This window comes from Pedobacter sp. UYP24 (genome assembly GCF_054057295.1).
In genome coordinates, this window is record NZ_JBSRZD010000019.1 from 1 (window position 1) to 24,110 (window position 24,110).

At 36.5% G+C, this 24,110-nt stretch carries 25 protein-coding genes; 18 read left to right on the forward strand and 7 right to left on the reverse strand.

What is annotated here, in order from left to right:
• Positions 1-321: 321 nt before the first annotated feature.
• The 10 genes from kbl (at position 322) to hemH (ending at position 9,587) form a co-directional block, all read left to right on the forward strand.
• Positions 322-1,512 (forward strand): glycine C-acetyltransferase, encoded by a 1,191-nt coding sequence (gene kbl / locus ACVWYN_RS18165; protein ID WP_457290312.1) that lies wholly within the window; start codon positions 322-324, stop codon positions 1,510-1,512.
• A 15-nt stretch (positions 1,513-1,527) separates the two neighbouring features.
• The gene (gene pheS, locus ACVWYN_RS18170; RefSeq protein ID WP_457290313.1) at positions 1,528-2,565 is read left to right on the forward strand and encodes a phenylalanine--tRNA ligase subunit alpha; all 1,038 of its coding nucleotides are present in this window, start codon (positions 1,528-1,530) and stop codon (positions 2,563-2,565) included.
• Complete coding sequence (locus ACVWYN_RS18175) at positions 2,565-2,981, forward strand: hypothetical protein (protein WP_457290314.1); 417 nt, start codon at positions 2,565-2,567, stop codon at positions 2,979-2,981. The genes pheS and ACVWYN_RS18175 overlap by 1 nt, the downstream gene beginning before the upstream one ends.
• On the forward strand, positions 2,981-3,556 hold the full coding sequence (locus ACVWYN_RS18180) for a TetR/AcrR family transcriptional regulator (protein ID WP_457290315.1): 576 nt from the start codon (positions 2,981-2,983) through the stop codon (positions 3,554-3,556). Before ACVWYN_RS18175 ends, ACVWYN_RS18180 begins: the two co-directional genes overlap by 1 nt.
• Positions 3,557-3,899: 343 nt before the next feature.
• Positions 3,900-5,351: a 23S rRNA (uracil(1939)-C(5))-methyltransferase RlmD gene (rlmD, locus tag ACVWYN_RS18185; protein ID WP_457290316.1), complete on the forward strand. Its 1,452-nt coding sequence runs from the start codon at positions 3,900-3,902 to the stop codon at positions 5,349-5,351.
• Positions 5,352-5,358: 7 nt separating this feature from the next.
• Positions 5,359-5,763 carry a hypothetical protein gene (locus ACVWYN_RS18190; protein WP_457290317.1) on the forward strand — a complete coding sequence of 135 codons (405 nt, stop codon included), beginning with the start codon at positions 5,359-5,361 and terminating at the stop codon, positions 5,761-5,763.
• 320 nt (positions 5,764-6,083) lie between these two features.
• Positions 6,084-6,593 (forward strand): phosphoribosyltransferase family protein, encoded by a 510-nt coding sequence (locus tag ACVWYN_RS18195; RefSeq protein ID WP_457290318.1) that lies wholly within the window; start codon positions 6,084-6,086, stop codon positions 6,591-6,593.
• A 46-nt stretch (positions 6,594-6,639) separates the two neighbouring features.
• Complete coding sequence (locus ACVWYN_RS18200) at positions 6,640-7,599, forward strand: hypothetical protein (protein WP_457290319.1); 960 nt, start codon at positions 6,640-6,642, stop codon at positions 7,597-7,599.
• Positions 7,600-7,662: 63 nt separating this feature from the next.
• Positions 7,663-8,511: a 4-hydroxy-3-methylbut-2-enyl diphosphate reductase gene (locus tag ACVWYN_RS18205; protein ID WP_457290320.1), complete on the forward strand. Its 849-nt coding sequence runs from the start codon at positions 7,663-7,665 to the stop codon at positions 8,509-8,511.
• A 62-nt stretch (positions 8,512-8,573) separates the two neighbouring features.
• The gene (gene hemH / locus ACVWYN_RS18210; protein WP_457290321.1) at positions 8,574-9,587 is read left to right on the forward strand and encodes a ferrochelatase; all 1,014 of its coding nucleotides are present in this window, start codon (positions 8,574-8,576) and stop codon (positions 9,585-9,587) included.
• Here hemH and ACVWYN_RS18215 read toward each other — a convergent pair.
• Positions 9,580-10,794, reverse strand: coding sequence for a 3-deoxy-D-manno-octulosonic acid transferase (locus ACVWYN_RS18215; RefSeq protein ID WP_457290322.1), 1,215 nt, complete (start codon positions 10,792-10,794; stop codon positions 9,580-9,582). The genes hemH and ACVWYN_RS18215 overlap by 8 nt on opposite strands.
• Positions 10,795-10,928: 134 nt before the next feature.
• Here ACVWYN_RS18215 and ACVWYN_RS18220 point away from each other — a divergent pair, with 134 nt between their 5' ends.
• From ACVWYN_RS18220 to rfbB, 4 genes are read left to right on the forward strand one after another with little or no spacing between them, the layout of a single operon-like run.
• On the forward strand, positions 10,929-11,918 hold the full coding sequence (locus tag ACVWYN_RS18220; protein ID WP_457290323.1) for a UDP-glucuronic acid decarboxylase family protein: 990 nt from the start codon (positions 10,929-10,931) through the stop codon (positions 11,916-11,918).
• 3 nt (positions 11,919-11,921) lie between these two features.
• Positions 11,922-12,944, forward strand: coding sequence for a UDP-glucose 4-epimerase GalE (gene galE / locus ACVWYN_RS18225; RefSeq protein ID WP_457290324.1), 1,023 nt, complete (start codon positions 11,922-11,924; stop codon positions 12,942-12,944).
• Complete coding sequence (locus ACVWYN_RS18230) at positions 12,944-13,507, forward strand: hypothetical protein (RefSeq protein WP_457290325.1); 564 nt, start codon at positions 12,944-12,946, stop codon at positions 13,505-13,507. Before galE ends, ACVWYN_RS18230 begins: the two co-directional genes overlap by 1 nt.
• A gap of 4 nt (positions 13,508-13,511) precedes the next feature.
• Positions 13,512-14,564 (forward strand): dTDP-glucose 4,6-dehydratase, encoded by a 1,053-nt coding sequence (rfbB, locus tag ACVWYN_RS18235; protein ID WP_457290326.1) that lies wholly within the window; start codon positions 13,512-13,514, stop codon positions 14,562-14,564.
• A 17-nt stretch (positions 14,565-14,581) separates the two neighbouring features.
• Here the strand turns inward: rfbB and ACVWYN_RS18240 are convergent, their stop codons facing one another.
• A complete protein-coding gene (locus tag ACVWYN_RS18240; protein WP_457290327.1) occupies positions 14,582-15,814 on the reverse strand; it encodes an ABC transporter permease in 1,233 nt (410 codons plus the stop codon).
• Positions 15,815-15,904: 90 nt separating this feature from the next.
• Positions 15,905-16,258 (reverse strand): HesB/IscA family protein, encoded by a 354-nt coding sequence (locus ACVWYN_RS18245; RefSeq protein WP_457290328.1) that lies wholly within the window; start codon positions 16,256-16,258, stop codon positions 15,905-15,907.
• 163 nt (positions 16,259-16,421) lie between these two features.
• On the opposite strand from ACVWYN_RS18245, the gene ACVWYN_RS18250 reads away from it, so the two are divergent.
• Both ACVWYN_RS18250 and dnaA read left to right on the forward strand, forming a co-directional pair.
• Positions 16,422-16,946, forward strand: a complete 525-nt coding sequence (locus ACVWYN_RS18250) for a DUF7935 family protein (RefSeq protein ID WP_457290329.1) — start codon at positions 16,422-16,424, stop codon at positions 16,944-16,946.
• Positions 16,947-17,390: 444 nt separating this feature from the next.
• Positions 17,391-18,821 carry a chromosomal replication initiator protein DnaA gene (gene dnaA, locus ACVWYN_RS18255; RefSeq protein ID WP_457290330.1) on the forward strand — a complete coding sequence of 477 codons (1,431 nt, stop codon included), beginning with the start codon at positions 17,391-17,393 and terminating at the stop codon, positions 18,819-18,821.
• Between the two features lie 24 nt (positions 18,822-18,845).
• On the opposite strand, the gene ACVWYN_RS18260 is transcribed toward dnaA, so the two are convergent.
• The 4 genes from ACVWYN_RS18260 to ACVWYN_RS18275 are packed head-to-tail and all read right to left on the reverse strand — an operon-like array spanning position 18,846 to position 21,225.
• Complete coding sequence (locus ACVWYN_RS18260) at positions 18,846-19,397, reverse strand: NUDIX hydrolase (protein ID WP_457290331.1); 552 nt, start codon at positions 19,395-19,397, stop codon at positions 18,846-18,848.
• Positions 19,398-19,415: 18 nt separating this feature from the next.
• Entirely contained in the window at positions 19,416-20,192 is a 777-nt protein-coding gene (locus tag ACVWYN_RS18265) for a TPM domain-containing protein (protein WP_457290332.1), read from the reverse strand.
• A 2-nt stretch (positions 20,193-20,194) separates the two neighbouring features.
• Positions 20,195-20,638, reverse strand: a complete 444-nt coding sequence (locus ACVWYN_RS18270; protein ID WP_457290333.1) for a TPM domain-containing protein — start codon at positions 20,636-20,638, stop codon at positions 20,195-20,197.
• 5 nt (positions 20,639-20,643) lie between these two features.
• Entirely contained in the window at positions 20,644-21,225 is a 582-nt protein-coding gene (locus tag ACVWYN_RS18275; RefSeq protein ID WP_457290334.1) for a LemA family protein, read from the reverse strand.
• 504 nt (positions 21,226-21,729) lie between these two features.
• Here ACVWYN_RS18275 and ACVWYN_RS18280 point away from each other — a divergent pair.
• Together ACVWYN_RS18280 and ACVWYN_RS18285 are read left to right on the forward strand one after the other, a co-directional pair.
• Complete coding sequence (locus ACVWYN_RS18280; protein ID WP_457290335.1) at positions 21,730-23,271, forward strand: NAD(P)/FAD-dependent oxidoreductase; 1,542 nt, start codon at positions 21,730-21,732, stop codon at positions 23,269-23,271.
• A gap of 40 nt (positions 23,272-23,311) precedes the next feature.
• Complete coding sequence (locus ACVWYN_RS18285; RefSeq protein ID WP_457290336.1) at positions 23,312-23,671, forward strand: CoA-binding protein; 360 nt, start codon at positions 23,312-23,314, stop codon at positions 23,669-23,671.
• Positions 23,672-24,110: the final 439 nt, after the last annotated feature.

Sequence of the window (24,110 nt, forward strand, 5' to 3'; positions counted from 1 at the left end):
TCGCCCAAATCTTTTACCCGATACTTCTTTTGACATTGTCCAAAGTACTAATAAGTGTTAATAAGTCAGGTGTATAGTTAATTCAGGACGAGACATATTTAACCCCTTTTGCCCCCTTTAGAACCCTTATCCTTGTGCCAGCAATATAAAACGATGGTAAAACACACCTGCAAAAAGAAACAGACGAAATTTGTAACAAATGTAATAGGTTATGTTGGCTGCATAATGTTCTTGTAAGCGGCAGTCCGTTAATTAGTATTAAATTAGGTTACTATTGAGAGATAAGAAATACATAACTTTGGTTGCAACAACTTATTAGACATGTACAAAACATTACAGCCTGTTCTTAAGCAAGAGCTTGAACAAATAGAAAAAGACGGTTTATTTAAACGCGAACGTATTATTGTTACCCCTCAAGGTGCTGATATTAAGATAAACACCGGGCAACAAGTTATTAATTTTTGTGCCAATAACTATCTTGGCCTATCTTCTCATCCGGTAGTAATTGAAGCTGCAAAAAAAGCTATAGATAAATACGGCTATGGCATGTCTTCGGTAAGATTTATATGTGGAACTCAGGATGTTCATAAAGAACTGGAAGAAAAGCTTTCTGAATTTTTGGGAACGGAAGATACTATTCTTTACGCGGCCGCTTTTGATGCAAATGGAGGTGTCTTTGAGCCTCTTTTTAATGATCAAGATGCTATTATTTCAGATGAGCTAAACCACGCATCTATTATTGACGGGGTTCGTTTATGTAAGGCAAAACGTTTCAGATACAAAAATACAGATATGGAAGATCTTGAGCAGCAGCTCATTGTGGCAAAGGATTCAAGGCATCGAATAATTGTGACTGACGGGGCTTTTTCTATGGATGGTGTGGTTGCTCCTTTGGATAAGATTTGTGATTTGGCAGATAAATACGAGGCTTTAGTAATGATCGACGAATCTCACTGTACTGGCTTTATGGGTAAAACCGGTCGCGGTACTCATGAGCATTTCAACGTGATGGATAGGATTGATATTATTACAGGTACTTTAGGTAAAGCACTCGGCGGTGCGTCAGGAGGATTTACTTCTGGAAAGAAGGAAATTATTGATATGCTCAGACAAAGATCGCGCCCTTACTTGTTCTCAAATACACTTGCACCTTCAATTACGGGTGCCTCTGTTGCTGTACTTGATCTTTTGAGCAAAACAACAAATCTCCGGGATAAGCTTGAACAGAACACGATGTACTTCCGAAAAAAGATGACCGAGGCAGGATTTGATATTAAAGAAGGAGTACATCCAATAGTACCCGTAATGCTTTATGATGCAAAACTTGCACAAGAGTTTGCGGCAAAAATGCTGGAGGAAGGGATTTACGTCGTTGGGTTCTATTATCCGGTTGTAGGTCAGGACAAGGCTAGAATAAGAGTTCAGCTTTCAGCGGCACATGATCAGCATCATTTGGATAAGGCTATCCAGGCTTTCATAAAAGTTGGCAAGGAACTTAGTGTAATTAAATAGCTGTATATTTGCAATATGTTACAAGGCAAAATAACACAATACACAGAAGAGATCAATTCATTTACAACTACAAAGGCAGATGAATTAGAACAGTTTCGCATTAAATTTCTTGGTACAAAAGGAATTATAAAAGATATTTTTGAAGACTTTAAGTCCGTTTCTCCTGATGAGAAGAAGATTCTAGGGAAAGTTTTAAATCAGTTTAAACAACTGGCTGAACAGAAATATAAGACCCTTAAGGATCAGGAAAATGCTGTTGAAACAGAAAACAGAGCTTCGGTAGATTTAACATTGCCAGGGGAAGGATTTGAGGTAGGCGCAAGACATCCACTTGCACTGGTTAGAAGAGAAATTGTTGAAATTTTCAGCAGACTTGGTTTTGTAGTAGAAGAGGGCCCTGAAATTGAAGATGATTGGCATAATTTTTCCGCTTTGAATTTTCCGGAAGAGCATCCCGCCAGAGACATGCAGGATACCTTCTTTATAAAAAAAGGAGGGGAGCTCGGAGATATCGCATTGCGAACACATACTTCTTCGGTTCAAGTAAGAATGATGGAATCGGGCAAGCCACCATTTAGAGCAATTATGCCTGGCCGTGTATACAGAAATGAAGCTATTTCTGCTAGGGCACATTGTTTTTTTCATCAGGTGGAAGGGTTATATGTTGATGAGAATGTCTCATTTGCAGATTTAAAACAAACGCTTTTTTATTTCGTGCAGGAGCTTTATGGTGAGGGAACTAAAGTAAGGTTTAGACCTTCTTATTTTCCTTTTACAGAGCCTTCTGCTGAAATGGATATTTCTTGTACTATATGTAAAGGTGCAGGTTGTCAAATGTGCAAATATAGTGGGTACGTAGAGATATTAGGTTGTGGTATGGTAGATCCTAATGTATTAGAAAACTGTGGTATTGATAGTGAAAAGTACTCGGGGTTTGCATTTGGAATGGGTATTGAAAGGATTGCAAATCTAAAATTCGAAATTAAGGATCTAAGGTTGTTTTCAGAAAATGATACACGATTTTTAAAGCAGTATAAGTCGTCTTTAATATAATGTTTAAAAATTTATCAGGAATATTACTGCCTATGGTGCTGTTAATGGGATGTGGTAAACAAGAGAATTTTATTCCCAACGTTCCTGTAAATTTTAGTGCTCCGCTCACAGACCCGCGATTGATTAGATTAAGTAGTCCTGGAGGAGCAGTAACTCTGTCTGGATATGGCGTTTCAGGCATCATAATTTACAGAACTAACTCGGGAGGTTATGTTGCTTATGACCGTTGCAGTACGGTAAATCCTGATAAAAGATGCGCGGTAGAATTAGATGACCCTAGCTTCACAGTAACTGATAAATGTTCTGGAGCTAAATATCTTCTTGAAGATGGCAGTCCGGTTAAGGCACCAGCTAAAACATCATTAAAAATATATAATACGTATGTATCACCGAATTCAATACAGGTAACTAATTAATGGAACCAGAAAAGATAAAAGAAAGTATAATTAGGGCGGCCAAAGAGCTTTTTAGGAAGTATGGTTACCATAAAACAAGTGTCAACGAAATTGCCAAAAAGGCAAGGATCGCGAAGGCCACTATTTACAAGTATTTTGAAAGTAAAGAGCAGATTTTGGATGCTATCCTGATGAATTACCTCGATCTGAATCTCCATGAAATTCTGAAGAATAAGGCACAATTTGCTGATGAGGAGGAGCATTTGAAGGCTTTGGTAATGAAAACCTGTCGTTTAACTTACACGGTATGCAACGAGTTTATCGGGTGGGATTTTGTGAGAGAAAATACAAATTCACAAGAATTCTTAAAACACCTTTCAGATCAATTGGAATCCCTTCTTTTATCTGCCTATCTGGAACTTGATCATTTTAAAAATAATCCTTCCCGCAAAGAAGGATTGGCCTTTTTGCTTAAAGCAAGTAAAAGTATCTGCTTTTCTTTTGCATTTACCTCCGTTAGTGATTCTGATGTGAGGAAAAACTTTGTAAGCTTTCAAAAGGAACTTCTTCCTTTTCTTGTAAAAGCTGCCTTATAGATTTTTATTTAATCAATATACCGTTTTGGTATTTGGTATGAAAACTTGCATATTTGTAGCGTTGAAAGCTATTTGTGTCATGAGTAAAGAAATTTTTGAAATCTCTGTTTTCGTGGATGAGAAATTTGATATGAGTTTTAACTTGATTGATGGAATTTTTGGTTTTCTACTAAGAATTTTAGGCAAGTAAAAATTGAGTGTCAATTTTCATAGTTGTCTCATGCAACTATTACTGTCATTATGCCAATTTTTTTATCGAAATTGATCATGTTCTGAATCTGAATACGTCAAAGCGTAGTGATTATTTCAACACGACAAAAAAAACGTGTAAATTTGCCGGATAATGGTTAGAAATAGAAAATCAGGAGTGGTAACCATCCTTCCTAATCTTAATATTATTGATATAGCTGAAGAAGGCAAGGGAGTCGGTAAATCAGAAGAATTGGTAGTTTTTGTTGATAAAGCAGTTCCAGGAGACATTGCAGATGTTCGTGTTGTTAAGAAGAAGAAGAATTTTGCAGAAGCTGTAATTGAGAAATTAATTCAAGCTTCAGATTTGAGGACTGATCCTTTTTGTCAGCACTTTGGAGTATGCGGAGGCTGTAAATGGCAACATATGGATTATAATGCCCAATTAAACTTTAAAAGTAAGAATGTAGCAGCTGCTTTACAGCGATTGGGGAAGATAGATACTTCTTCAATGGAACCAATACTTGGATCTGCAGAGAATAAGTATTATCGTAATAAACTTGAATATACTTTTTCTAACAAACGCTGGTTGGATAAGCAGGATATGGATGAGCGGCCGGAAGATTTGGAAGGAACAAATGAAGAACTACAAATGAATGCCTTGGGTTTTCATGTTCCGCTTCGTTTTGATAAAATTATTGATATACAGCACTGTTACCTTCAGGCAGAACCTTCCAATGCTATAAGAAATAGTGTTAGAACTTATGCGCTTAACAATGGATTAACTTTTTATGATCTTCGCAATCATGAAGGTAATCTTCGGAATCTGATAATCAGGACCTCCTCAACAGGAGAGGTAATGGTTGTTGTGGTATTTGCTTACTCAGATCAAACGACTATAGATGGGTTAATGACATTTTTGAAAATGAATTTTCCTATAGTAACTTCCCTGTTGTATATTGTTAATCAAAAAAAGAACGACACTATTTTTGATCAGGAAGTAATCTTATTTTCTGGAAGAGCTCATATTTTTGAGGAAATGAATGGAATACGTTTTAAAATTGGGGCTAAGTCCTTTTATCAAACAAATTCAAATCAGGCTTATGAGCTTTACAAGATAACCCGGGACTTTGCTGGTTTTAAGGGAAACGAGTTAGTTTATGATTTGTACACAGGTGCTGGCACTATTGCGAATTTTATAGCAAGTAGCGTTAAACAGGTTGTTGGTATTGAATACGTGCCAACTGCAATTGAAGATGCTAAATTCAATTCAGAATTGAATGATATAAGAAATACAATTTTTTATGCAGGTGATATGAAAGATATCTTGACTAGTGAATTCATTAATACACACGGCAAGCCTGATGTAGTTATTACTGATCCTCCCCGCGCCGGTATGCATGCAGATGTTGTTGAGCGTTTATTGGAAATGGAAGCAGATAAAATAGTTTATGTAAGCTGTAATGCGGCCACCCAAGCGAGGGACTTGGCATTATTAACTCAAAAATACGATGTAATCAGAATCAAACCTGTGGATATGTTTCCCCACACACAACATGTAGAAAACGTTGTATTGTTAAAATTAGCAAAAAGCCAAGCCAACTAATATACTTATGGATATAGAAGAATTATTGCCGCCGCAACCGGACGACAATCAGCCGGAAAAAAAGAAAAGCCCTCTGTTAAGTGTTGAAAAGGATCTTGAATTATATGCAGAGTCTATGCGAGAAATTGCACTTGAGATCATTGTAGAGGGGTTGTCTTCAAACCCAATTTTTATTGCACATCAACACACAGTTAATATTGGAGAATTGATTTTAGATAGAAAAGAATTAAATACAGAATGGTCTATACAAGCAAGTACGATTGAAGAGTTTGTGGAGAAGGGAATTATTGCGCCAGATAGGAAAGCAATGTTTTTGAAAAATTACAAAAAGCCAGAGGATTATATGTGTGTATTTGTTGTGGTTCCAGAAGGGGCTAACTTTATTTTTTATCCATATAAAGCCAGGAAATAGCATAAAAAAACCTGCCGGTATCCACCTGGCAGGTTTTAACTACTAATTATCTAAATTTTACTTTAGTCTTTACATCACCGCTTAAACCAAACTAATTCTTTTAACGGCGGCACTACCTTTATAATTACCATCACTTCCACCACTTGCTGTAGCTTACAGCGCCTTGGTTATATTTACTGGTATATCTGTTAGACGCAATTAACAGTGAAACGTTGCAACCGATCTTATTTTTTTTAAGGGCCGAATAAATATTTTTATCTAAGTTTGATATTGACCCTCAAAATGGTTCTTTTTGTAATATTATAAACTTGTTTACATCTATGGCAGAATCTCAATTACTCATTCTAGACAAAAAGCAAATACAGCAAAAAATCAATAGAATTGCATATCAAATACTAGAAGATAATTTGAATGAGAAGGAAATTGTGCTTGCCGGAATATGGGACAGAGGTTATAAATTAGCGTTGCGTTTGCAAAAAATTCTTTCAGAAATATCAGATATTAAGATTCTTATGCTTAGGGTAGATTTGGATAGATTGAATAGTAAATTGGTGGCTAAAACTGATCTTGATGAATCTCATTGGAAAAATAAGGTGATAATCTTGGTGGACGATGTGCTAAACAGTGGTAAGACTTTAGCATATGGCTTGGGTGTATTTATTAATACACCGCATAAAAAAATTAGAACTGTAGTGTTGATAGATAGAAGTCACAAAATATTTCCAATTGCAACGGATTTTGTGGGGATGCAATTGGCAACTATTCTTAAAGAGCATGTTGATGTAATCATGGACGCAGAGGGCGAAGATGATAGAGTATATTTAAGTTAGGCACTATCTCCATGTTATCATCTTTCAGTCTGGTTATAGCTAACGTATGATGCAGTCTTTAATACTCATTTTTTTTTATATAGTACTTTTATTTCTCATACTAAGGTTTACCGTTACCCTATTTAACTTTCTCTCTAATCCCAAGCTTGGACATTATGGGCGTAAGTTTTCAGATCTAATATCCATCATTATTTTTGAGGAGAATGATGAGGACGGCGATCTTATAAAATCAATATGCAAACAGGATTACGAAAACATTGAAATTTTAACTTTATACAATAATTCTATCTTATCAGATCTGATAGCGAAATCTCAAGGAAAGTATTTATTGATTCTGGATAAGCATACTGTTGTGAAAAATGGATTAATTAATAGTATGATCTATAGAATGAAGGTTTTTGATCTAGCGCTTTTAAGTCTGATCCCTAATAAAACAATAACTGATTTTAAGAGTAGAATATTCAATCCACTGGCAGATCTTGTTTTGATTAACTTGCTTCCATTACGGCTTGTAAAGCTTTTAAATCTGTCTGCCTTCTCTGCGGCCGATTCCAGATGTATGTTTTTTGAAGCAAGTATGTTTAGCGCAAACAATTGGTTAGATGAAGACGAAGAAAACCTGCTTCCAGCAAATCGAATTTGTGCTTTAATAAAAGAAAAGAAGTTGAACTCAGAAATTTTGATTGCAAATAAGATGCTATGGGACAACAATTTAGTAACTCCGACAAAATGTGGTGATGATCTATTTCGGGTCCTTGGAAATAATATTTCTGGAGCATTCGCTTATTTAATGTTGGTAGTTGTTGGACCAATAGTTATGCTTTGGAATTTTGAGATGGCATTTTTTACGCTTCCAATAGGATTGATTTTTCTAGGGCGCATTATGAATTCATTTTTAGTTGGACAAAATCCTGTTTCTAATGTCCTCTTGCATCCCCTGCAGATGCTTTCAATGGCTGGGTTACTAATATCTGCAATGCTAAAGAAGTTGTTTACAAAGCAATAGCATTCATGAAAATAATATGATCTTCTTTTTACGTATTTTTGTATTTTAACACTTTAACTTGAAATGAAATACGATCTGAGTGTAACAATAGATAAAGCATCAGGCTTCTGTTTTGGGGTAGTATACGCCATTGATATGGCAGAAGACATCTTGGATAAAGAGGATTATCTTTATTGTTTAGGTGATATTGTTCACAACGACGAAGAAGTAAAGCGGCTCACTGATAAAGGTTTGAGAATAATTGACCATGAGCAATTGCAAGAATTGCATGGCGAAAAAGTGCTGATTAGGGCGCACGGTGAGGCTCCATCGACTTATCAATTGGCACTCCAAAATGACCTTACACTTATTGATGCCTCTTGTCCTGTTGTTTTAAAATTGCAGAACAGAATTAAAAGTTCGCATGATGATAATGAGCAGATACTGATATTCGGTAAGCATGGTCATGCAGAAGTGGTAGGCTTACAGGGGCAAACAGATGGTAAGGCTATCGTATTTCAGGATATTGCCGAACTTGATCATGTAACGCTTCCTCTTAAATTTACTCTATACAGTCAGACCACAAAGAGCACTGATAAGTTTTACCAAATAAAGGACGAATTGATAAGCCGTGGATATGATGTTAAAGCCAATGATACCATTTGCAGGCAGGTTTCAAATCGGTATACAGATTTGGAGAAATTTGTAGTGAACTTTGATGTTATTTTGTTCGTATCCGGTAAGAAGTCTTCCAACGGAAAAGTTCTATATGATGTGTGTAAGAAGTTCAATCCAAATGCTTATTTTATCTCTAATGTGGAAGAAATAGATTTTAATTGGCTTAGTCTGAAGGATAGTGTTGGAATATGTGGTGCAACATCAACTCCGATGTGGCTAATGGAGCAAGTGAAATCATACTTGCTTGATCATTAAAAAGCAATTATTCCTTTTATAACATTGAATACTATATTTTATTAACTTAATTTCGCATCAGTATGGGAAAAAAGGGTGTATTACTTGTCAATTTAGGAACTCCAGATAGTCCAGAGGTAGCTGATGTTAGAAAATATCTTGATCAATTTCTGATGGATGAAAGGGTAATAGATATTAATGCTTTTAAAAGAACATTGCTGGTTAAGGGTATCATTGTTCCTTTCAGAAGTCCTAAAACCTCAAAATTGTATAAGGAAATTTGGGATGAAAATGGATCCCCGCTTCTTTATTACAGTCGCATACAAGCTGCATTGCTTCAGGAAAAACTAGGAGCAGATTATCATGTAGAGTTAGCCATGCGCTACCAGAATCCTTCTATTCTATCTGCTTTAGAAAAAATGAAAGCAGGTTTGGTTGAAAGCATTAAGGTAATTCCGATGTTCCCGCAATATGCCTCCGCCAGCACAGGTTCTGTTATCCAGCATGTAATGGATCTTGTAAGTAAATGGGCTACAGTACCCGCAATATCATTCGTTAATTCTTTTTATAGTAACGAACTTATTATAGAAACATTTGCAGAGAATGCAGTCAAATATGATCCATCATCTTATGACCATATTCTATTTAGTTTTCATGGACTTCCAGAGCGCCAACTTCTAAAATGTGATCATACTGGTCATTATTGTCTCAAAAGTGATGGCTGCTGCCTTTCCATAAATGATACTAATAAATTTTGTTACTCAGCTCAGGGACATCATACAGCTAAGTTGATTGCTGATAAGCTAAATATTCCTGCTTCAAACTATACCGTTTGCTTTCAGTCTCGTTTGGGTAAAGAACCTTGGGTACAGCCTTATACAACTGATGTATTAAAAAAGCTTGCTGCTGAAGGTAAAAAAAGATTATTGGTATTTAGTCCGGCTTTTGTAGCAGATTGTTTGGAGACCCTGTATGAAATTACTGTTGAGTACCATGAAGAGTTCAAAGCTTTAGGCGGAGAAGAAGTTCAGTTGGTAGAAAGTCTAAATGATCATCCGAAGTTTATACAGGCTTTGGCAGAAATGGCCATTAGTTAAGTAGGTTAAATACATACTTGACAATCATATCTGTAGCGCCAGTTTTTCTAAGAACATATTCTTTTGCATCATTGGCTGCATTCTTACTAGCAGTTAATAGCTCGAAAGCTTCATTAAGTTCAGTTTCATTATTGATGCTTATACCAGATTTTAAATCTATCAGGTCTTTGGCTTCCTGGAATTTTGCGTAATTAGGTCCGAAAATAACGGGTATGCCGAATGCAGCTGCTTCAAGTGTATTGTGTATCCCTACTCCAAAGCCCCCTCCAATATATGCTATACGTCCATAATTGTAAAGAGAAGAAAGCATTCCAACATTGTCTATGATGAGGACGTTTCCAGTTGAGTTACTTTGCCATTCGGAGAGTAATATTGCCTTTGGGAGCAAAATTCTAATCTTGTCAATCCGCGCTTTATTAATTTCATGAGGCGCAATGATGAACTTCCAGTTGGCATGCTTTTCTATTAGCTTGTTGATCAAAATCTCATCAGCTGGCCAGGTGCTTCCGGCAACCATAACAGGGGAAGTGCCTACAAACTGTTCAACTTGTTGAATTTTCTTTGGATTTTCCGAGTTCTCATAAACGCGGTCAAATCTAGTGTCACCACTCAATGTTACATTTGATATCTGTATGGTATTTAAAAGTTCGACACTTTCCTGGTTTTGAACAAAAAAATGATTCACATATTTTAAGATTTTTCTATTAAAAGAACCATACCATTTAAAATAAATCTGGTCTGGTCTAAAAATCCCTGAAATTAAAATAACAGGAATGCTATTCTCATTTAAAGTTTTAAAATAGTGGTACCAAAATTCATACTTGGTAAATACAGCAATTTCAGGATTAATTACTTTGAGTAATTTCTTTGCATTCGCTTGGGTGTCTAGAGGTAGATAAAAGACACCATCGGCTAACGCATAGTTTCTTCTGATTTCATATCCAGAAGGTGAAAAAAAAGTAATTACAATTTTCTTATTTGGATGTTCCGCCTTGATCCTCTCAAGTACTGATCTTCCTTGCTCAAATTCTCCAAGAGAAGCAAAGTGAAACCAGATGTGTTTTTGTAGTGGGTCTATTTGCTTTGAAATGTTTTCAAAAATGTTTACCCTGCCATTTATAAACAGTCTTGCTTTATTGTTGAATAAAGAGTAGAACTTAACAACTAATCCATAAAATTGAATAGCTATATTGTAAAGCCAAAGCATTTGTTTTGTTTATTTATTATCTTAGCCGAAGATAGTTCAATAAAACCGGAACAGCGTTAATATCTTTCAAAAGCTGTTTTGATGGTGTTCTAAATTAAATAATATAAACTGGTTTTTGTAATAAATTATAATTAATGGAGCGTAAAAGAGTTTTAATTACAGGGGCCGCTGGTTTTTTAGGCTCACATTTGTGTGATAGGTTCATCAAAGAAGGCTATCATGTTATAGGTATGGATAACCTAATTACAGGTGATCTTCAGAATATCGAACATTTATTTAGTTTGGAAAATTTCGAGTTTTCTCATCATGATGTTTCTAAGTTCGTTTATGTTTCTGGCGATCTTGATTATATACTTCATTTTGCTTCTCCGGCTAGTCCTATTGACTATTTAAAAATACCAATCCAAACACTAAAGGTTGGCTCACTTGGAACCCATAATCTTTTAGGTTTGGCAAAAAACAAAGGTGCCAGAATGCTTATCGCTTCTACTTCTGAAGTTTACGGTGATCCTAATGTAAATCCTCAACCAGAAGAGTATTGGGGAAATGTTAACCCTGTGGGGCCGAGAGGAGTTTATGATGAAGCTAAACGTTTTCAAGAAGCTATGACTATGGCTTACCATACATTCCATGGACTTGAAACAAGAATTGTGAGAATTTTTAACACTTACGGCCCAAGAATGCGACTGAATGACGGACGTGTTCTGCCGGCTTTTATTGGTCAGGCATTAAGAGGTGAGGATCTTACTGTATTTGGTGATGGTTCTCAAACAAGGTCATTTTGCTATGTTGACGATTTAGTAGAAGGTATTTATCGTCTTTTGTTAAGCGATTACGCACAGCCAGTAAACATTGGGAACCCTGATGAAATTACGATCAAACAATTTGGTGAAGAAATTATCAAATTAACAGGAACTTCGCAGAAGTTAGTGTTGAGAGATTTGCCAGTAGATGATCCAAAACAAAGAAGACCAGATATTACTAAGGCACAGTCATTATTAGGTTGGGAGCCTAAAGTAAGCAGGGCTGAAGGTTTGAAGATCACTTACGAGTATTTCAAGTCTTTACCACAGGAAGCACTAATAAATAAAGACCACAAAGATTTTACAACTTATAACAAATAATAAATGGCTAAAATACTAGTAACCGGAGGAACCGGTTTTATAGGGTCCCATACCGTAGTTGAACTATATAATGCAGGATATGAGGTAGTAATTATTGATAATTTTGCAAATTCCAGCCCAAAAATATTGCAACAGATCAAAGCGATAATTGGTATAGAACCTGAATTTGTTGAATTGGATCTTTGTGATGAATCAAAGGTTGTAGAATTTGCAGCCAAATATCCTGATATTTCTGGTGTTATTCATTTTGCTGCTTTCAAAGCCGTAGGAGAATCTGTTCAGGAGCCCTTAAAATATTATAAGAATAACTTTTATTCATTGATCAACTTGATCAATGCTTATAAAAGTTCCTTAAATTTAGTATTTTCTTCTTCCTGTACTGTATATGGGCAACCAGACTCGCTTCCTGTAACAGAAGAAGCACCAACCAAAAAGGCTGAGTCTCCCTATGGAAATACCAAACAAATCGCAGAAGAAATCCTACAGGAAACCTGTAAAGTTAGTCCTTCATTAAACGTGATATCACTTCGCTACTTTAATCCGGTTGGAGCACATGCTACTGCGCTAATAGGCGAACTTCCAATTGGCGTACCTCAGAACCTAGTGCCTTTTATTACCCAATCTGCAATTGGCAAACGGGGTCCAATAACAGTATTTGGAAATGATTATGATACGCCGGACGGAAGTGCAGTGAGAGATTACATACATGTGGTGGATTTGGCAAAGGCGCACGTTGCTGCTATAAAAAGATTGGAAAGCGCCGAAGCAGATGCTAACTATGAGGTTTTTAACCTTGGAACTGGTAAAGGTTCAACAGTGCTTGAAATCGTAAATGCATTCGAGCAATCAACTGGTGAAAAGTTGAATTATAACATTGGGCCAAGAAGAAGTGGAGATGTAGAAAAAGTTTGGGGTGATGTGACCAAGTCCTCTGAAATATTGGGCTGGACAGCAGAACTTTGTGTTGATGATATGATGCGTTCAGCATGGAATTGGGAAAAATATTTAAAAGATAATCCTTTTTAATGCGCTTAGCTGAGCATAAAGATCTAAAAGCAGAAATCAAATCCCTCCCTGATAAGGAAAAGGATAAGTTATTGTTGAGGCTTATTGCTAAAGATAAAGTGCTTACAGAACACCTTCATTTTATGTTATTGGAAAATGAAGAAGATTTACTAGATAGGTTTTCCAAAGTTAAAAATGTTATTGATGCCGGTATTGTAGAATTACAAGCAAATAAATCTAATGCTAAAGATACTCTTCTTAAGATGAGGAAGCTGACTGCTGTTATAAATCATCATTTTAAAGTGACCAAAGATTTGATGACAGAAATGGAATTGAGAGTACACCTGTTAAAAAATGTTCCTATTACATTTAAAGAAGGTATCTTCTCTCCAATGTACAAATTTAACGAAAAACTGTACCTATATTTCGTTAGATCTGTAATGTCATTATTAACTAAGTTTTACAAACTTCATGAAGATGTTCAATTTGACATGAAGGATGCTATAAATTCAATTTTAACTAAAATATATACCGAAAGAACTTCTACAATGGCCCAGGAGTTAGCAGTGCCTAAAGAAATTTAAGAGAATGAAAAAAATATTGATAACTGGTGGTGCGGGCTTTATTGGATCGCACGTTGTAAGGAGATTTGTAACTAATTATCCTGACTATCATATTGTTAACCTTGATAAACTCACATACGCAGGTAATCTTGCTAATCTTACTGATATAGAGGATATGCCAAACTATTCTTTTGTAAAAGCAGATATCACAGATGCTGTTCAGATCAATAAGATTTTTGAAAAGGAGAATTTCGATGCTGTGATTCATCTAGCTGCCGAATCTCATGTTGATAGGTCTATAACAGATCCTACAGCTTTTGTTATGACTAATGTAATCGGTACTGTAAATCTTTTAAATGCTGCCCGTGAATTTTGGAAAGGAGAATATGATAAGAAACGTTTTTACCATGTATCTACGGACGAGGTTTATGGGGCTTTGGGAGAAACTGGCATGTTTACTGAAACTACCGCCTATGATCCTCATAGTCCATATTCAGCATCTAAGGCATCTTCAGATCATTTTGTAAGGGCTTACCATGATACGTACGGTATTGATATTGTAATTTCTAATTGTTCTAATAATTATGGCTCTCATCACTTTCCTGAAAAGCTGATACCATTGGCCATTAATAATATTAAAAATGACAAGCCGGTTCCAGTATACGGAAAGGGTGAAAATGTTCGCGATTGGTTATGGGTAGAAGATCACGCAAGAGCGATTGATGTTATTTTTCATGACGCTAAAACCGGCCAAACCTATAACATTGGGGGGCACAATGAATGGAAAAACATAGATCTTATCCATCTTCTTTGTAACATAATGGATAAGAAATTAGGAAGGACAGCTGGTGAATCTGCTAAGCTAATTACATTTGTTACTGATCGGGCAGGCCATGATATTCGATACGCTATCGATTCAACCAAACTTCAAAAAGAGTTAAATTGGGTGCCAAGTCTTCAATTCGAAGAAGGACTAACAAAAACTGTTGAATGGTATCTGGAGAATGAAGAGTGGTTAACTAACGTTACATCAGGAAACTATCAAGCTTATTATAATAATCAATATTCAGAAAGATAGAAATTCAATAATTTCTTTTATTCATACCTTAAAGCTTCAACTGGATCTAGTTTTGAAGCTTTTTTTGCTGGGTAGTAACCAGAAGCTATTCCAACAACTACACAAAGAGCGAACCCACCGGAAATCCACTGCCATGGAATAATGAAAGAACCACCCATGGCAAATGAAATTACATTTCCCAGGGCAATTCCAAGAAATATACCAAATGCTCCACCCATTAAGCAAATTATAACGGCCTCTATCAAGAACTGCTTTCTAATTACTGATGGATTTGCTCCTATTGCTTTTCTAATCCCTATTTCGCGGGTTCTTTCTGTTACAGATACGAGCATAATGTTCATTAAGCCAATTGATGCACCTATGAGCGTAATTGCACCTATTGCAATGCCTCCTAATACGATATATTTAAGATTTTCAAATAAGGTTTGTGCAATAGCATCACTCTTAATGATCTCAAAGTTGTTAGATTCGGCTATTTTTACTTTCCTGATTTTCCTGAATTCTCCTGTTGATTCTCCAATCACATTGTCCATCTGGTCATTATTAACAACCATCACGGTAATGGTGTAAGAAGGATTAGAGTTTGTGTTGATCAGCTTAGCTTTTAGCAGGGGTACAAATACTGCCCTGTCTCCACTGAAGCCCATGCTTTGGCCTTTAGACTCTAATACGCCAATTACTTTTAGGCGATGGTTACCAACATTTATAATTTTGTCGAGCGGAGATTCTTTTTTAAAAAGCTTTGTCGCAATTTCGCTTCCAACAATACATAAATTATTACCACCCAGAACTTCTGCCAAACTAAAATTTCGTCCCAAACTGAGATTTAATCCTTGAGAATTTAATCCGTTTTCATCAATACCCATAATATTGATATTTGGATTTGTTTTCTCCTTGTCGTACTTTGCTGTTGCTCCACCGGTTGCATTTACACTAATAGCTACAGTTGCCGGGGCATTTAAACGCTCCTTAAAATTGATGGCATCTTCATATTTGATAGAACGGAATGGTTTAGGCCTTTGGCCACCGCCACCAACTCTGATACCGATACCTCTGTTTCTAATAGTAAAAGAATTAGCGCCCATACTGGAAAAAGCTTCTGTCATACTCTTTTTAACAGCATCTAGTGTAGTTAATATTCCTACTAAGGCAGATAAACCAATTGCAATAATCAATGCTGTAAGCATGGTCCTTAATCGGTTGCTTTTTATAGATTGGAGGGCTAGTCTGACATTTTCAGTATAGGTCATTCGATAGAAGTAAAATCTTATAGGATATAAAAGTAAAAAGTCCCGTTGTTAAGACAACGGGACTAGTTATAATGTTACAAAGTTTGCCAATTAAACAGCAAAGCTGGTGCCGCAACCGCATGTACTTGCCGCGTTAGGATTACTGAAAGTAAAGCCTCTTGAATTTAATCCGTCCTGCCAGTCAACCTGCATTCCTAAAAGATACATTTGATGTGCTTTGTTCATGAAAACCCTGAAACCTTCAATAATGAACTCTTGATCAGCCTCTTTCTTTTGGTCAAATCCAAGAACATAGCTCATTCCAGAGCATCCTCCTCCTTCAACACCAACACGAAGGCCAAAATTTTCACCAATTTCCTGTTGGTCTTTTAACTTAAAAAGTTCCTTTACCGCACCCTCGGTAAAAGTAACAGGTGCAAATGATGTATCAACTGTAGTACTCATGGTATTTGTCATTAGAAGTATAAACTTAATTATATTAACACTAAAGTAAAGCGTAAATAGGTATCAACTCACAAATTGATATTAGTGTAAATATAAATAAAATGTACATTTTTGCTGCGGTTAGTTGCTAATTATTACCGTATTTAAACAAAGGAAAGTGGGAATGTTAAGTTTTTTTTATCAAGTTGCTATAATGGCATTAGCCGGAATTATTATCGTGGGATTTGCCTATTATTTGGTTAAGGATAATTTATATCAGTATTTGAAGTTTAAAACAAGTGGAGGTTCTAATATGGATGCTGACCGGTTGTTCAATTTGAGAATCCAAGCCTATGAGAGAATGATAGTTTTTGTGGAGCGTATCAATCCCGCAAACATCCTTATTCGGCTTCATCAACCAGAAATCTCTATAACTACTATGCAGTCTATCGTAATCAATGAAATTAATGCAGAGTATCAACATAACATTGCTCAACAGCTCTATGTTAGCGCACCTACATGGAATGTTGTGCGAAAGCTTAAAGAGGATACACAAGCAATGATTGTTAATGCCGCGACCGGCCTCCCACAAGATGCTACCGGGTTGGATTTAAGTAGGAAGGTATTGCAACATCTGGCGGGGGTCGGACAAAATCCTTACGATCTGACTTTAGATTTGATAAAAAGCGATATACACAAGAAATTCTGAGTTGCTTTTATGTTCACATAAGCTGGTTTAGATAGCTCTGCCGACCCAGCAAGGTTTTACTTTCTAATTGGAGTAACTGGAAATCTATACCCACTTTCGGATTCTTTTTTTGTTCATAAATTGCTGTTTCAGCTAATCAATACCAGTTATATATTTTAAGATGTTATTATGTTGATATCCGCAGTAAATAAGTTTATACGGCCGTTCTGAAATAGATAACTGGTTTAATAATGTTTTCGAAGAATATTAGAACATGTGTTAATAAATAGTTATCAACACAAAAAATTTAGGTTAAGTATGATATGGTATTGCTGGCTAAGTACTTACCAAATAAATGAAAATTAAGTTTTTTTTGTTGATAATTTTTTGAATATTCGATCTCTCGAAACAGCTAATTATTATCGCTTGTATCGTAACTGTAAACCAACAAATTATAGAATTACTATGGAAAAAACTTGTACCGAAGTATGGAAAAACTGTCTCCAAATCATAAAAGATAACATTCCTACCCAGAGTTTCAAAACCTGGTTCGAACCGATATCAGCATTGAAACTGGAAGGCAAAGTTTTAACCATACAGGTTCCCAGTTTATTCTTCTATGAATGGTTGGAAGAACACTATGTGGGGCTTTTGCGCAAAACAGTTAAGAAGCAATTAGGTGATGAAGGTAGGTTAGAATATAACATTGTAGTAGATAAGTCAAGCAATACCGGATCTCCATATACTACTAACATGCCTAGCAATGGGAATGGAGCAGAAGCAAAGATTCAATCTATGCCAATCCCCGTATCCATTAATAAGGATATTAAAAATCCTTTCATCATCCCTGGATTAAAGAAGCTAAATGTTGATCCTCAACTAAATTCGAATTACACCTTTGATAATTATATTGAAGGGGATTGCAATAGATTAGCTAGATCTGCAGGATATGCTGTAGCAGCGAAGCCTGGAGGAACATCATTCAATCCACTAATGATTTATGGAGGTGTTGGATTAGGTAAAACCCACCTTGCTCAAGCAATAGGTAATGAGATAAAACGAAACATGCCGGATAAACTTGTTATCTATGTGTCTTGTGAAAAATTCTGTCAACAGTTTGTAGATTCATTAAAGAACAATACCATTAACGACTTTGTTAATTTTTATCAGGCGATGGATGTGATCATTATGGATGATGTACATAATTTTGCGGGCAAAGAGAAAACACAGGATATATTTTTCCATATTTTTAATCACCTTCACCAATCGGGTAAGCAGGTAATTCTTTCTTCTGATAAAGCACCAAAGGATCTGGCTGGACTTGAAGAACGTTTATTAAGCAGATTTAAATGGGGGCTTTCTGCTGATCTTCAGATTCCTGATCTTGAAACAAGAATTGCTATTTTAAGGAAAAAGATGTATGCAGATGGTATAGAGCTTCCTGCCGAAGTTGTTGAATATGTTGCACATAACATTGACAATAACGTTCGTGAACTTGAAGGGGCAATGGTTTCACTGCTTGCACAGTCAACACTCAATAAAAAGGATATTGATTTGGCTCTTGCCAAACAAATGCTGAAGAACTTTATTAAGAATACCTCTAAGGAGATTTCAATGGAATACATCCAAAAGCTGGTTTGCGAGTATTTTGAAGTTCCTGTGGATATGGTAAAATCGCAAACACGTAAGCGTGAAATCGTTCAGGCCCGTCAAATATCTATGTACCTTTCAAAAAGCCATACAAAATCTTCTTTGAAAACTATTGGTGCATTTTTCGGCGGTCGTGATCACTCGACTGTAATTTACGCCTGCCAGACCGTGGAAGATTTAATAGATACCGATAAGAAATTTAAAGGTTACGTTCATGACATTCAGAAAAAACTAAAAATGAGCTAACGTTATCCTTGTTAACAAAAACTACTATTTCAATTCACCAAGTTTCAAAAATCCGTAAAACAATGCATTTGAATGTAAAGCCTGCGCAATCAAATTATCTTTTAAAAAGGTTTTAACCTCATCAATACTGTATTCCTCAACTTCCAGTATCTCATGATCATCAAGGTGTTGTTCATGGGTTTTAATCCCTCCTTTTAATAAGTATGTATAAGTAACGTTTGTGGATGTAGCTGGATTTGGATAACTGGTACATATCAACTCAGCGTTATCAAATGAATAACCTGTTTCTTCCAGCAATTCTCGTTTGATGGCATCTTCCGGTAATTCATCACCATCTATTACTCCTCCTGGGATCTCTAGCGAAATAATGTCTCCGGCATGCCTGTATTGAGAAACCATGATAACTTTATTTTCGGCCGTAAGGGCAACAGCATTAACCCAATTGGGATATTCTAAAACGTAATAATCATCTTTAATTATCCCATTTTGCAAATCACAAACATCTACGCGAAGCGTAGCCCATTTCTCTCTCACTAAATATTTTGAAGAAAGTGTTTTCCATTTAAGTATACTCATGTTTATTTAAATATGGGGTTACCAACTACCACTGCTTCCGCCACCGCCAAAACTTCCACCACCAAATCCGCCGAAACCTCCTCCGCTACTGCTTCCGCCGCCACCCCAGCCACTGCCAGAACTTCTTCCACTACCGCCTCCTAAAAGCATACTCCAGAAAAGGGCATTGGCCACTCCTCGTCCACCAATAACTTGTCCGCCACCACCACCACCACCTTTTTTGATGGCGATAACAATAACTACTATGATGATAACTAATATAACCATCGATGGAATACCACCTTCTTTTTTGCCTTTGGATTTTGGTGAGTCATTTTTATACTCACCTCGAGTATATTTTATGATTGCATCTGTACCCTGATCTAAGCCCTGATAATAATCTCCGGCTTTAAAATTGGGTTTAATCTCATTTTCAATGATTCTTTTAGCATAAACATCTGGCAGTACGCCTTCAACCCCATAACCTGTCTGTATAGAAATTTTCCTGTCACCCAGCGAAACAACGATCATGATGCCGTTGTTTTTCCCAGATTGCCCAACACCCCATTTCCTTCCCAATTGAAGTGTATAATCATTTATATCATAAGCACCTACCGATTTTACAATTGCTATTGCAATTTGTGTAGAGCTTGAATCATCAAAAGCAACCAGCTTTTGCTCTAGTTGGGAAACCTGAGAGGCAGATAAGGTATTTGTGTAATCGTTTACCAGCTTCCCAGGTTTAGTAGGGAAGTCCTGACCGAAAGCAGCATAACTAACAATCAGTAAAAGCAATGCTGTGAATGATCTTTTCATCGCTATTGGTTATTGGATTGATCCATAAATACAATCTCGTTAGGTAGTTCATTAATATCTCCGCTTTCAAAAGGATAAAATGTGGCAAGTTTTTCACCTGCCAGCATTATTCCTGCAATAATTCCATGCGCAAGATTTCCAGACGCAAAATGTGCCTGCATAGCAACTTTTGTAGTTTCCCAAAAATCTTCTGGCACCACCTTATTTATTCCACTATCTCCTATAATGGCAAATTTTTGGTCATCATGAGCAAGGTAGATCAGTACTCCGTTGTGTCTCGACGTTTTATCCATCCCTAACTTTACAAAGTACGATGTAGCCCTTTCAAAAGCATCCCCTGAACAATTTTTGTCAATTGCTATCCTAATTTCACCAGAAGTAGCTTTTTCTGCAGTTGCAATTGCACTAGAAATTTGTTCTTGTTGTTCGTCTGTGAATAAACCCATAATAGTTAAAATTCTACTTTTGGTGCATTTTGAGCTCCTGCATCTGCTTTGAAGGATGCCTTTTTGCTAAAACCGAATAAACCTGCAGTTATGTTATTAGGAAATGACCTAACCTTTGTGTTGTAAATTTGTACAGATTCATTAAAGTCTTTACGCGCAACGCTAATTCTGTTTTCTGTACCTTCTAATTGTCCCGAAAGATCCGAAAATTGCTGAGTAGCCTTTAACTCTGGATAGTTTTCTGTTAAAACCATTAAACGACCCAGTGCCTGACTTAACTGGCCTTGAGCTGCCTGATATTTTTGTATGTTTTCTTCAGTAAGTTTATCTGGATCTATTTTGATCTGACTAGCTTTAGAACGAGCTTCAATGACTTGTGTTAAAGTTGTCTGTTCAAACTTTGCAGCTCCCTTAACAGTGCTTACCAGATTTGGGATAAGATCAGATCGGCGCTGATATTGCGTTTCTACTTGTCCCCATTTTGCTTGTACATCTTCATCAAGTTTAACAAGCCCATTATAACCACATCCACTTAATGCTATCAGCAATACTAAAATTCCAACTACTACTAAAACTCCTTTTTTCATATTTTTTTTCTTAAGGTGACGTGGCTTAAAATGCCTCATCTTTAAATCAATTGTTAATTTAACTATTAGAACTCAAATTTCATTCCTTTGTTACAAATATGCTCTAAAAGCTGTATTAATTTTAAAATATCTATTTTCAAAATATCTAGAACACCATTGTGGACTTTTTGGCAGTCAGGCCACTTATAAAAAAACGTTATATATTTTGTGCGCGATCCGTCTATATGGCTTGCACACATTGGATACTTATTTCTGGGTCTTTTCGGCCTTCTAGGGGTATGTTCTGGGTGAATACACCGAGCCAACACCCATCAGACACCCAGAACACAGCCATCAAACACCGATTTTTCTGCTTGCCATTTCGAAGCATTGTTTATTTTACTACCGTGTCTGTATCCGAAGTATCCTAAGAAATTCATGGTGTCCTAACTTATATATAAGCGATTTAACTTTATATTATTTGTAACTTTACCCTATTCAGGATAAAAACCTGACTGGCTTAATATGCAAAAAGATATAGAAATTACGCTGTTTCCAGAGGAACTGTCTGATGAAGGCATTATCAAAAATAAGCTTAGCGCTTCACTAAAGGTCAAACCAAATAGGATTTCAGGTTACCAGATTTTAAAACGCTCTATAGATGCCAGATCCAAAAAGGTAATTTATCGCTTACAGGTTAAAGTTTATCTGGACGAAGAACCGGTCCCCGAACATTTTAATCTAAACTATCGCAATGTTAGCGATGCGAAAAGAGTGATTATTATAGGCGCTGGCCCAGCTGGGCTATTCGCGGCACTTCAATGTATTGAGGATGGATTAAAGCCAGTTGTTTTAGAAAGGGGTACAGATGTGAAGCAACGCCGAAGAGACCTTGCGGCAATCAACAAAGAAGGTTTGGTGAATAAAGAATCCAATTATTGTTATGGCGAGGGGGGTGCTGGAACATATTCAGACGGGAAATTATATACCAGGTCAAATAAAAGGGGAGATATAAATAAGGTCCTCCAGATATTTGTTTCTCATGGCGCTTCTGAGGATATACTTATCGATGCGCGCCCACATATAGGAACAAATAAACTTCCGCAAATCATCACTGCCATTAGAGAAACGATTTTAAATGCTGGTGGGGAAGTTCATTTTGACAGCAAGGTAACTGATTTTATCATTCAATTTGGAAAGATAAAAGGTGTGGTTATAAATGAGGAACAAGAGTTTAGATCTGATGCCGTTATTTTGGCAACCGGTCATTCTGCAAGGGATATATATGAACTATTACATCACAAAGGAATTACTGTAGAAGCCAAGGCCTTTGCTTTAGGAGTAAGAATTGAGCATCCGCAGGCAATTATTGATGCGGCCCAGTATCACTGTGATGCCAGAAGTGCTTTTCTGCCACCAGCATATTATAGTTTGGTTGAACAGGTGGGTAGCAGAGGCGTTTTTTCATTCTGTATGTGCCCAGGTGGTATTATTGCACCTTGCGCAACTCATGCAAGTGAAATTGTGGTGAACGGTTGGTCGCCCTCCAAAAGAAACAATCCTTTTGCAAATTCTGGAACAGTGGTACAGATCACTTTAGATGATGTAAAGGGTGTTGACCCCCTTCGTATGATGCATTTTCAGGCAGAAATAGAAAAGAAAGCATTTGCGTTAGGTGGTGGTAAACTTGTTGCCCCAGCACAGCGGATGGTTGATTTTGTAGAGGGAAGACTATCGAATGATTTGCCCAGGAATTCGTATTTGCCTGGTACAAAAAGCGTTACATTGAAAGATACCCTGCCTGATTTTGTGGCTTCAAGTTTGAAGAATGCTTTGCCCGTATTTGGTAAAAAAATGGAAGGCTATTATACTAATGAAGCAATATTGGTAGGGGTAGAGAGTAGGTCTTCATCACCGGTACGTATTCCCAGAGATAAAGAAACCTATCAGCATCCTCAAATAGATGGATTATTTCCTTGTGCCGAAGGCGCGGGTTACGCCGGTGGAATTGTATCTGCCGCGATTGATGGCGTTAATTGCGCTAAAGCAGTTTTAAAGTTTGCTTAAACAGATTCAATGATTGTTTGTTGTTTTTAAAATTCACATCATGAAGAAGACACTTATTATAGGAGCAACCCCTAATCCAACACGCTATGCTTATCGTGCGGCGCAGATGCTTAAAGCTAAGGGGCATGATATAATTAATGTTGGGATAAAGAAAGGGGAGGTTGCCGGAGTAGAAATTGAGCCGCCGGGTGAGATTTATCAGGGAGTGCATACCATAACCTTATATATAGGTCAGGATTTGCAGGAAGGGTATTATGATTATATATTGAATACAAATCCTAAAAGAGTGATATTTAATCCAGGAACTGAAAATAGCAAACTAGAAAAATTGCTGGTTGCAAATGCAATTGAACCAGTCTCCGCCTGTACCTTAGTTCTTTTGGCTACAGGTCAGTATTAATAACTACCGATTATAATTATTCCCAAGTCGCCGTTTTAATAAGCTATTAGCATTTAATTGCTCATGTTTAGGAGATTGGTACATGGTTGATACATCGTTGAGACATGGTTGGAACATGGTTGGTACATCCCCAGATGTATCAACCATGTCTCAACCATGTATTAAGTACGTTGTAAATACCGGGTATGTACCTATAGAATTGATTGTTTACGCGACAAATTTGATGCTTATGCTGTATTAATGGGAGAATTTGTCTAAAAATGCTTTTGTATTAGGGTTTGTGGGGATTGCGTTTTATGGTTTGATTTGGGTTTATTAAGGGCAGTTGGATCTTGATTTCGAATTTTTTGTACTTGTTTCTTAGGGGTTTAAGTTTTTGATACAAATTAGTTGTTATAAATATTTTGTGTGGTTGATTTTTTTTCTACTTTTGCAACCC

Excerpts from the sequence above, each read along its gene's own strand:
- kbl (WP_457290312.1), top strand. The coding sequence starts at position 322 with ATGTACAAAACATTACAGCCTGTTCTTAAGCAAGAGCTTGAACAAATA.
- pheS (WP_457290313.1), top strand. The coding sequence starts at position 1,528 with ATGTTACAAGGCAAAATAACACAATACACAGAAGAGATCAATTCATTT.
- ACVWYN_RS18175 (WP_457290314.1), top strand. The coding sequence starts at position 2,565 with ATGTTTAAAAATTTATCAGGAATATTACTGCCTATGGTGCTGTTAATG.
- ACVWYN_RS18180 (WP_457290315.1), top strand. The coding sequence starts at position 2,981 with ATGGAACCAGAAAAGATAAAAGAAAGTATAATTAGGGCGGCCAAAGAG.
- rlmD (WP_457290316.1), top strand. The coding sequence starts at position 3,900 with ATGGTTAGAAATAGAAAATCAGGAGTGGTAACCATCCTTCCTAATCTT.
- ACVWYN_RS18190 (WP_457290317.1), top strand. The coding sequence starts at position 5,359 with ATGGATATAGAAGAATTATTGCCGCCGCAACCGGACGACAATCAGCCG.
- ACVWYN_RS18195 (WP_457290318.1), top strand. The coding sequence starts at position 6,084 with ATGGCAGAATCTCAATTACTCATTCTAGACAAAAAGCAAATACAGCAA.
- ACVWYN_RS18200 (WP_457290319.1), top strand. The coding sequence starts at position 6,640 with ATGATGCAGTCTTTAATACTCATTTTTTTTTATATAGTACTTTTATTT.
- ACVWYN_RS18205 (WP_457290320.1), top strand. The coding sequence starts at position 7,663 with ATGAAATACGATCTGAGTGTAACAATAGATAAAGCATCAGGCTTCTGT.
- hemH (WP_457290321.1), top strand. The coding sequence starts at position 8,574 with ATGGGAAAAAAGGGTGTATTACTTGTCAATTTAGGAACTCCAGATAGT.
- ACVWYN_RS18215 (WP_457290322.1), bottom strand. The coding sequence starts at position 10,794 with ATGCTTTGGCTTTACAATATAGCTATTCAATTTTATGGATTAGTTGTT.
- ACVWYN_RS18220 (WP_457290323.1), top strand. The coding sequence starts at position 10,929 with ATGGAGCGTAAAAGAGTTTTAATTACAGGGGCCGCTGGTTTTTTAGGC.
- galE (WP_457290324.1), top strand. The coding sequence starts at position 11,922 with ATGGCTAAAATACTAGTAACCGGAGGAACCGGTTTTATAGGGTCCCAT.
- ACVWYN_RS18230 (WP_457290325.1), top strand. The coding sequence starts at position 12,944 with ATGCGCTTAGCTGAGCATAAAGATCTAAAAGCAGAAATCAAATCCCTC.
- rfbB (WP_457290326.1), top strand. The coding sequence starts at position 13,512 with ATGAAAAAAATATTGATAACTGGTGGTGCGGGCTTTATTGGATCGCAC.
- ACVWYN_RS18240 (WP_457290327.1), bottom strand. The coding sequence starts at position 15,814 with ATGACCTATACTGAAAATGTCAGACTAGCCCTCCAATCTATAAAAAGC.
- ACVWYN_RS18245 (WP_457290328.1), bottom strand. The coding sequence starts at position 16,258 with ATGAGTACTACAGTTGATACATCATTTGCACCTGTTACTTTTACCGAG.
- ACVWYN_RS18250 (WP_457290329.1), top strand. The coding sequence starts at position 16,422 with ATGTTAAGTTTTTTTTATCAAGTTGCTATAATGGCATTAGCCGGAATT.
- dnaA (WP_457290330.1), top strand. The coding sequence starts at position 17,391 with ATGGAAAAAACTTGTACCGAAGTATGGAAAAACTGTCTCCAAATCATA.
- ACVWYN_RS18260 (WP_457290331.1), bottom strand. The coding sequence starts at position 19,397 with ATGAGTATACTTAAATGGAAAACACTTTCTTCAAAATATTTAGTGAGA.
- ACVWYN_RS18265 (WP_457290332.1), bottom strand. The coding sequence starts at position 20,192 with ATGAAAAGATCATTCACAGCATTGCTTTTACTGATTGTTAGTTATGCT.
- ACVWYN_RS18270 (WP_457290333.1), bottom strand. The coding sequence starts at position 20,638 with ATGGGTTTATTCACAGACGAACAACAAGAACAAATTTCTAGTGCAATT.
- ACVWYN_RS18275 (WP_457290334.1), bottom strand. The coding sequence starts at position 21,225 with ATGAAAAAAGGAGTTTTAGTAGTAGTTGGAATTTTAGTATTGCTGATA.
- ACVWYN_RS18280 (WP_457290335.1), top strand. The coding sequence starts at position 21,730 with ATGCAAAAAGATATAGAAATTACGCTGTTTCCAGAGGAACTGTCTGAT.
- ACVWYN_RS18285 (WP_457290336.1), top strand. The coding sequence starts at position 23,312 with ATGAAGAAGACACTTATTATAGGAGCAACCCCTAATCCAACACGCTAT.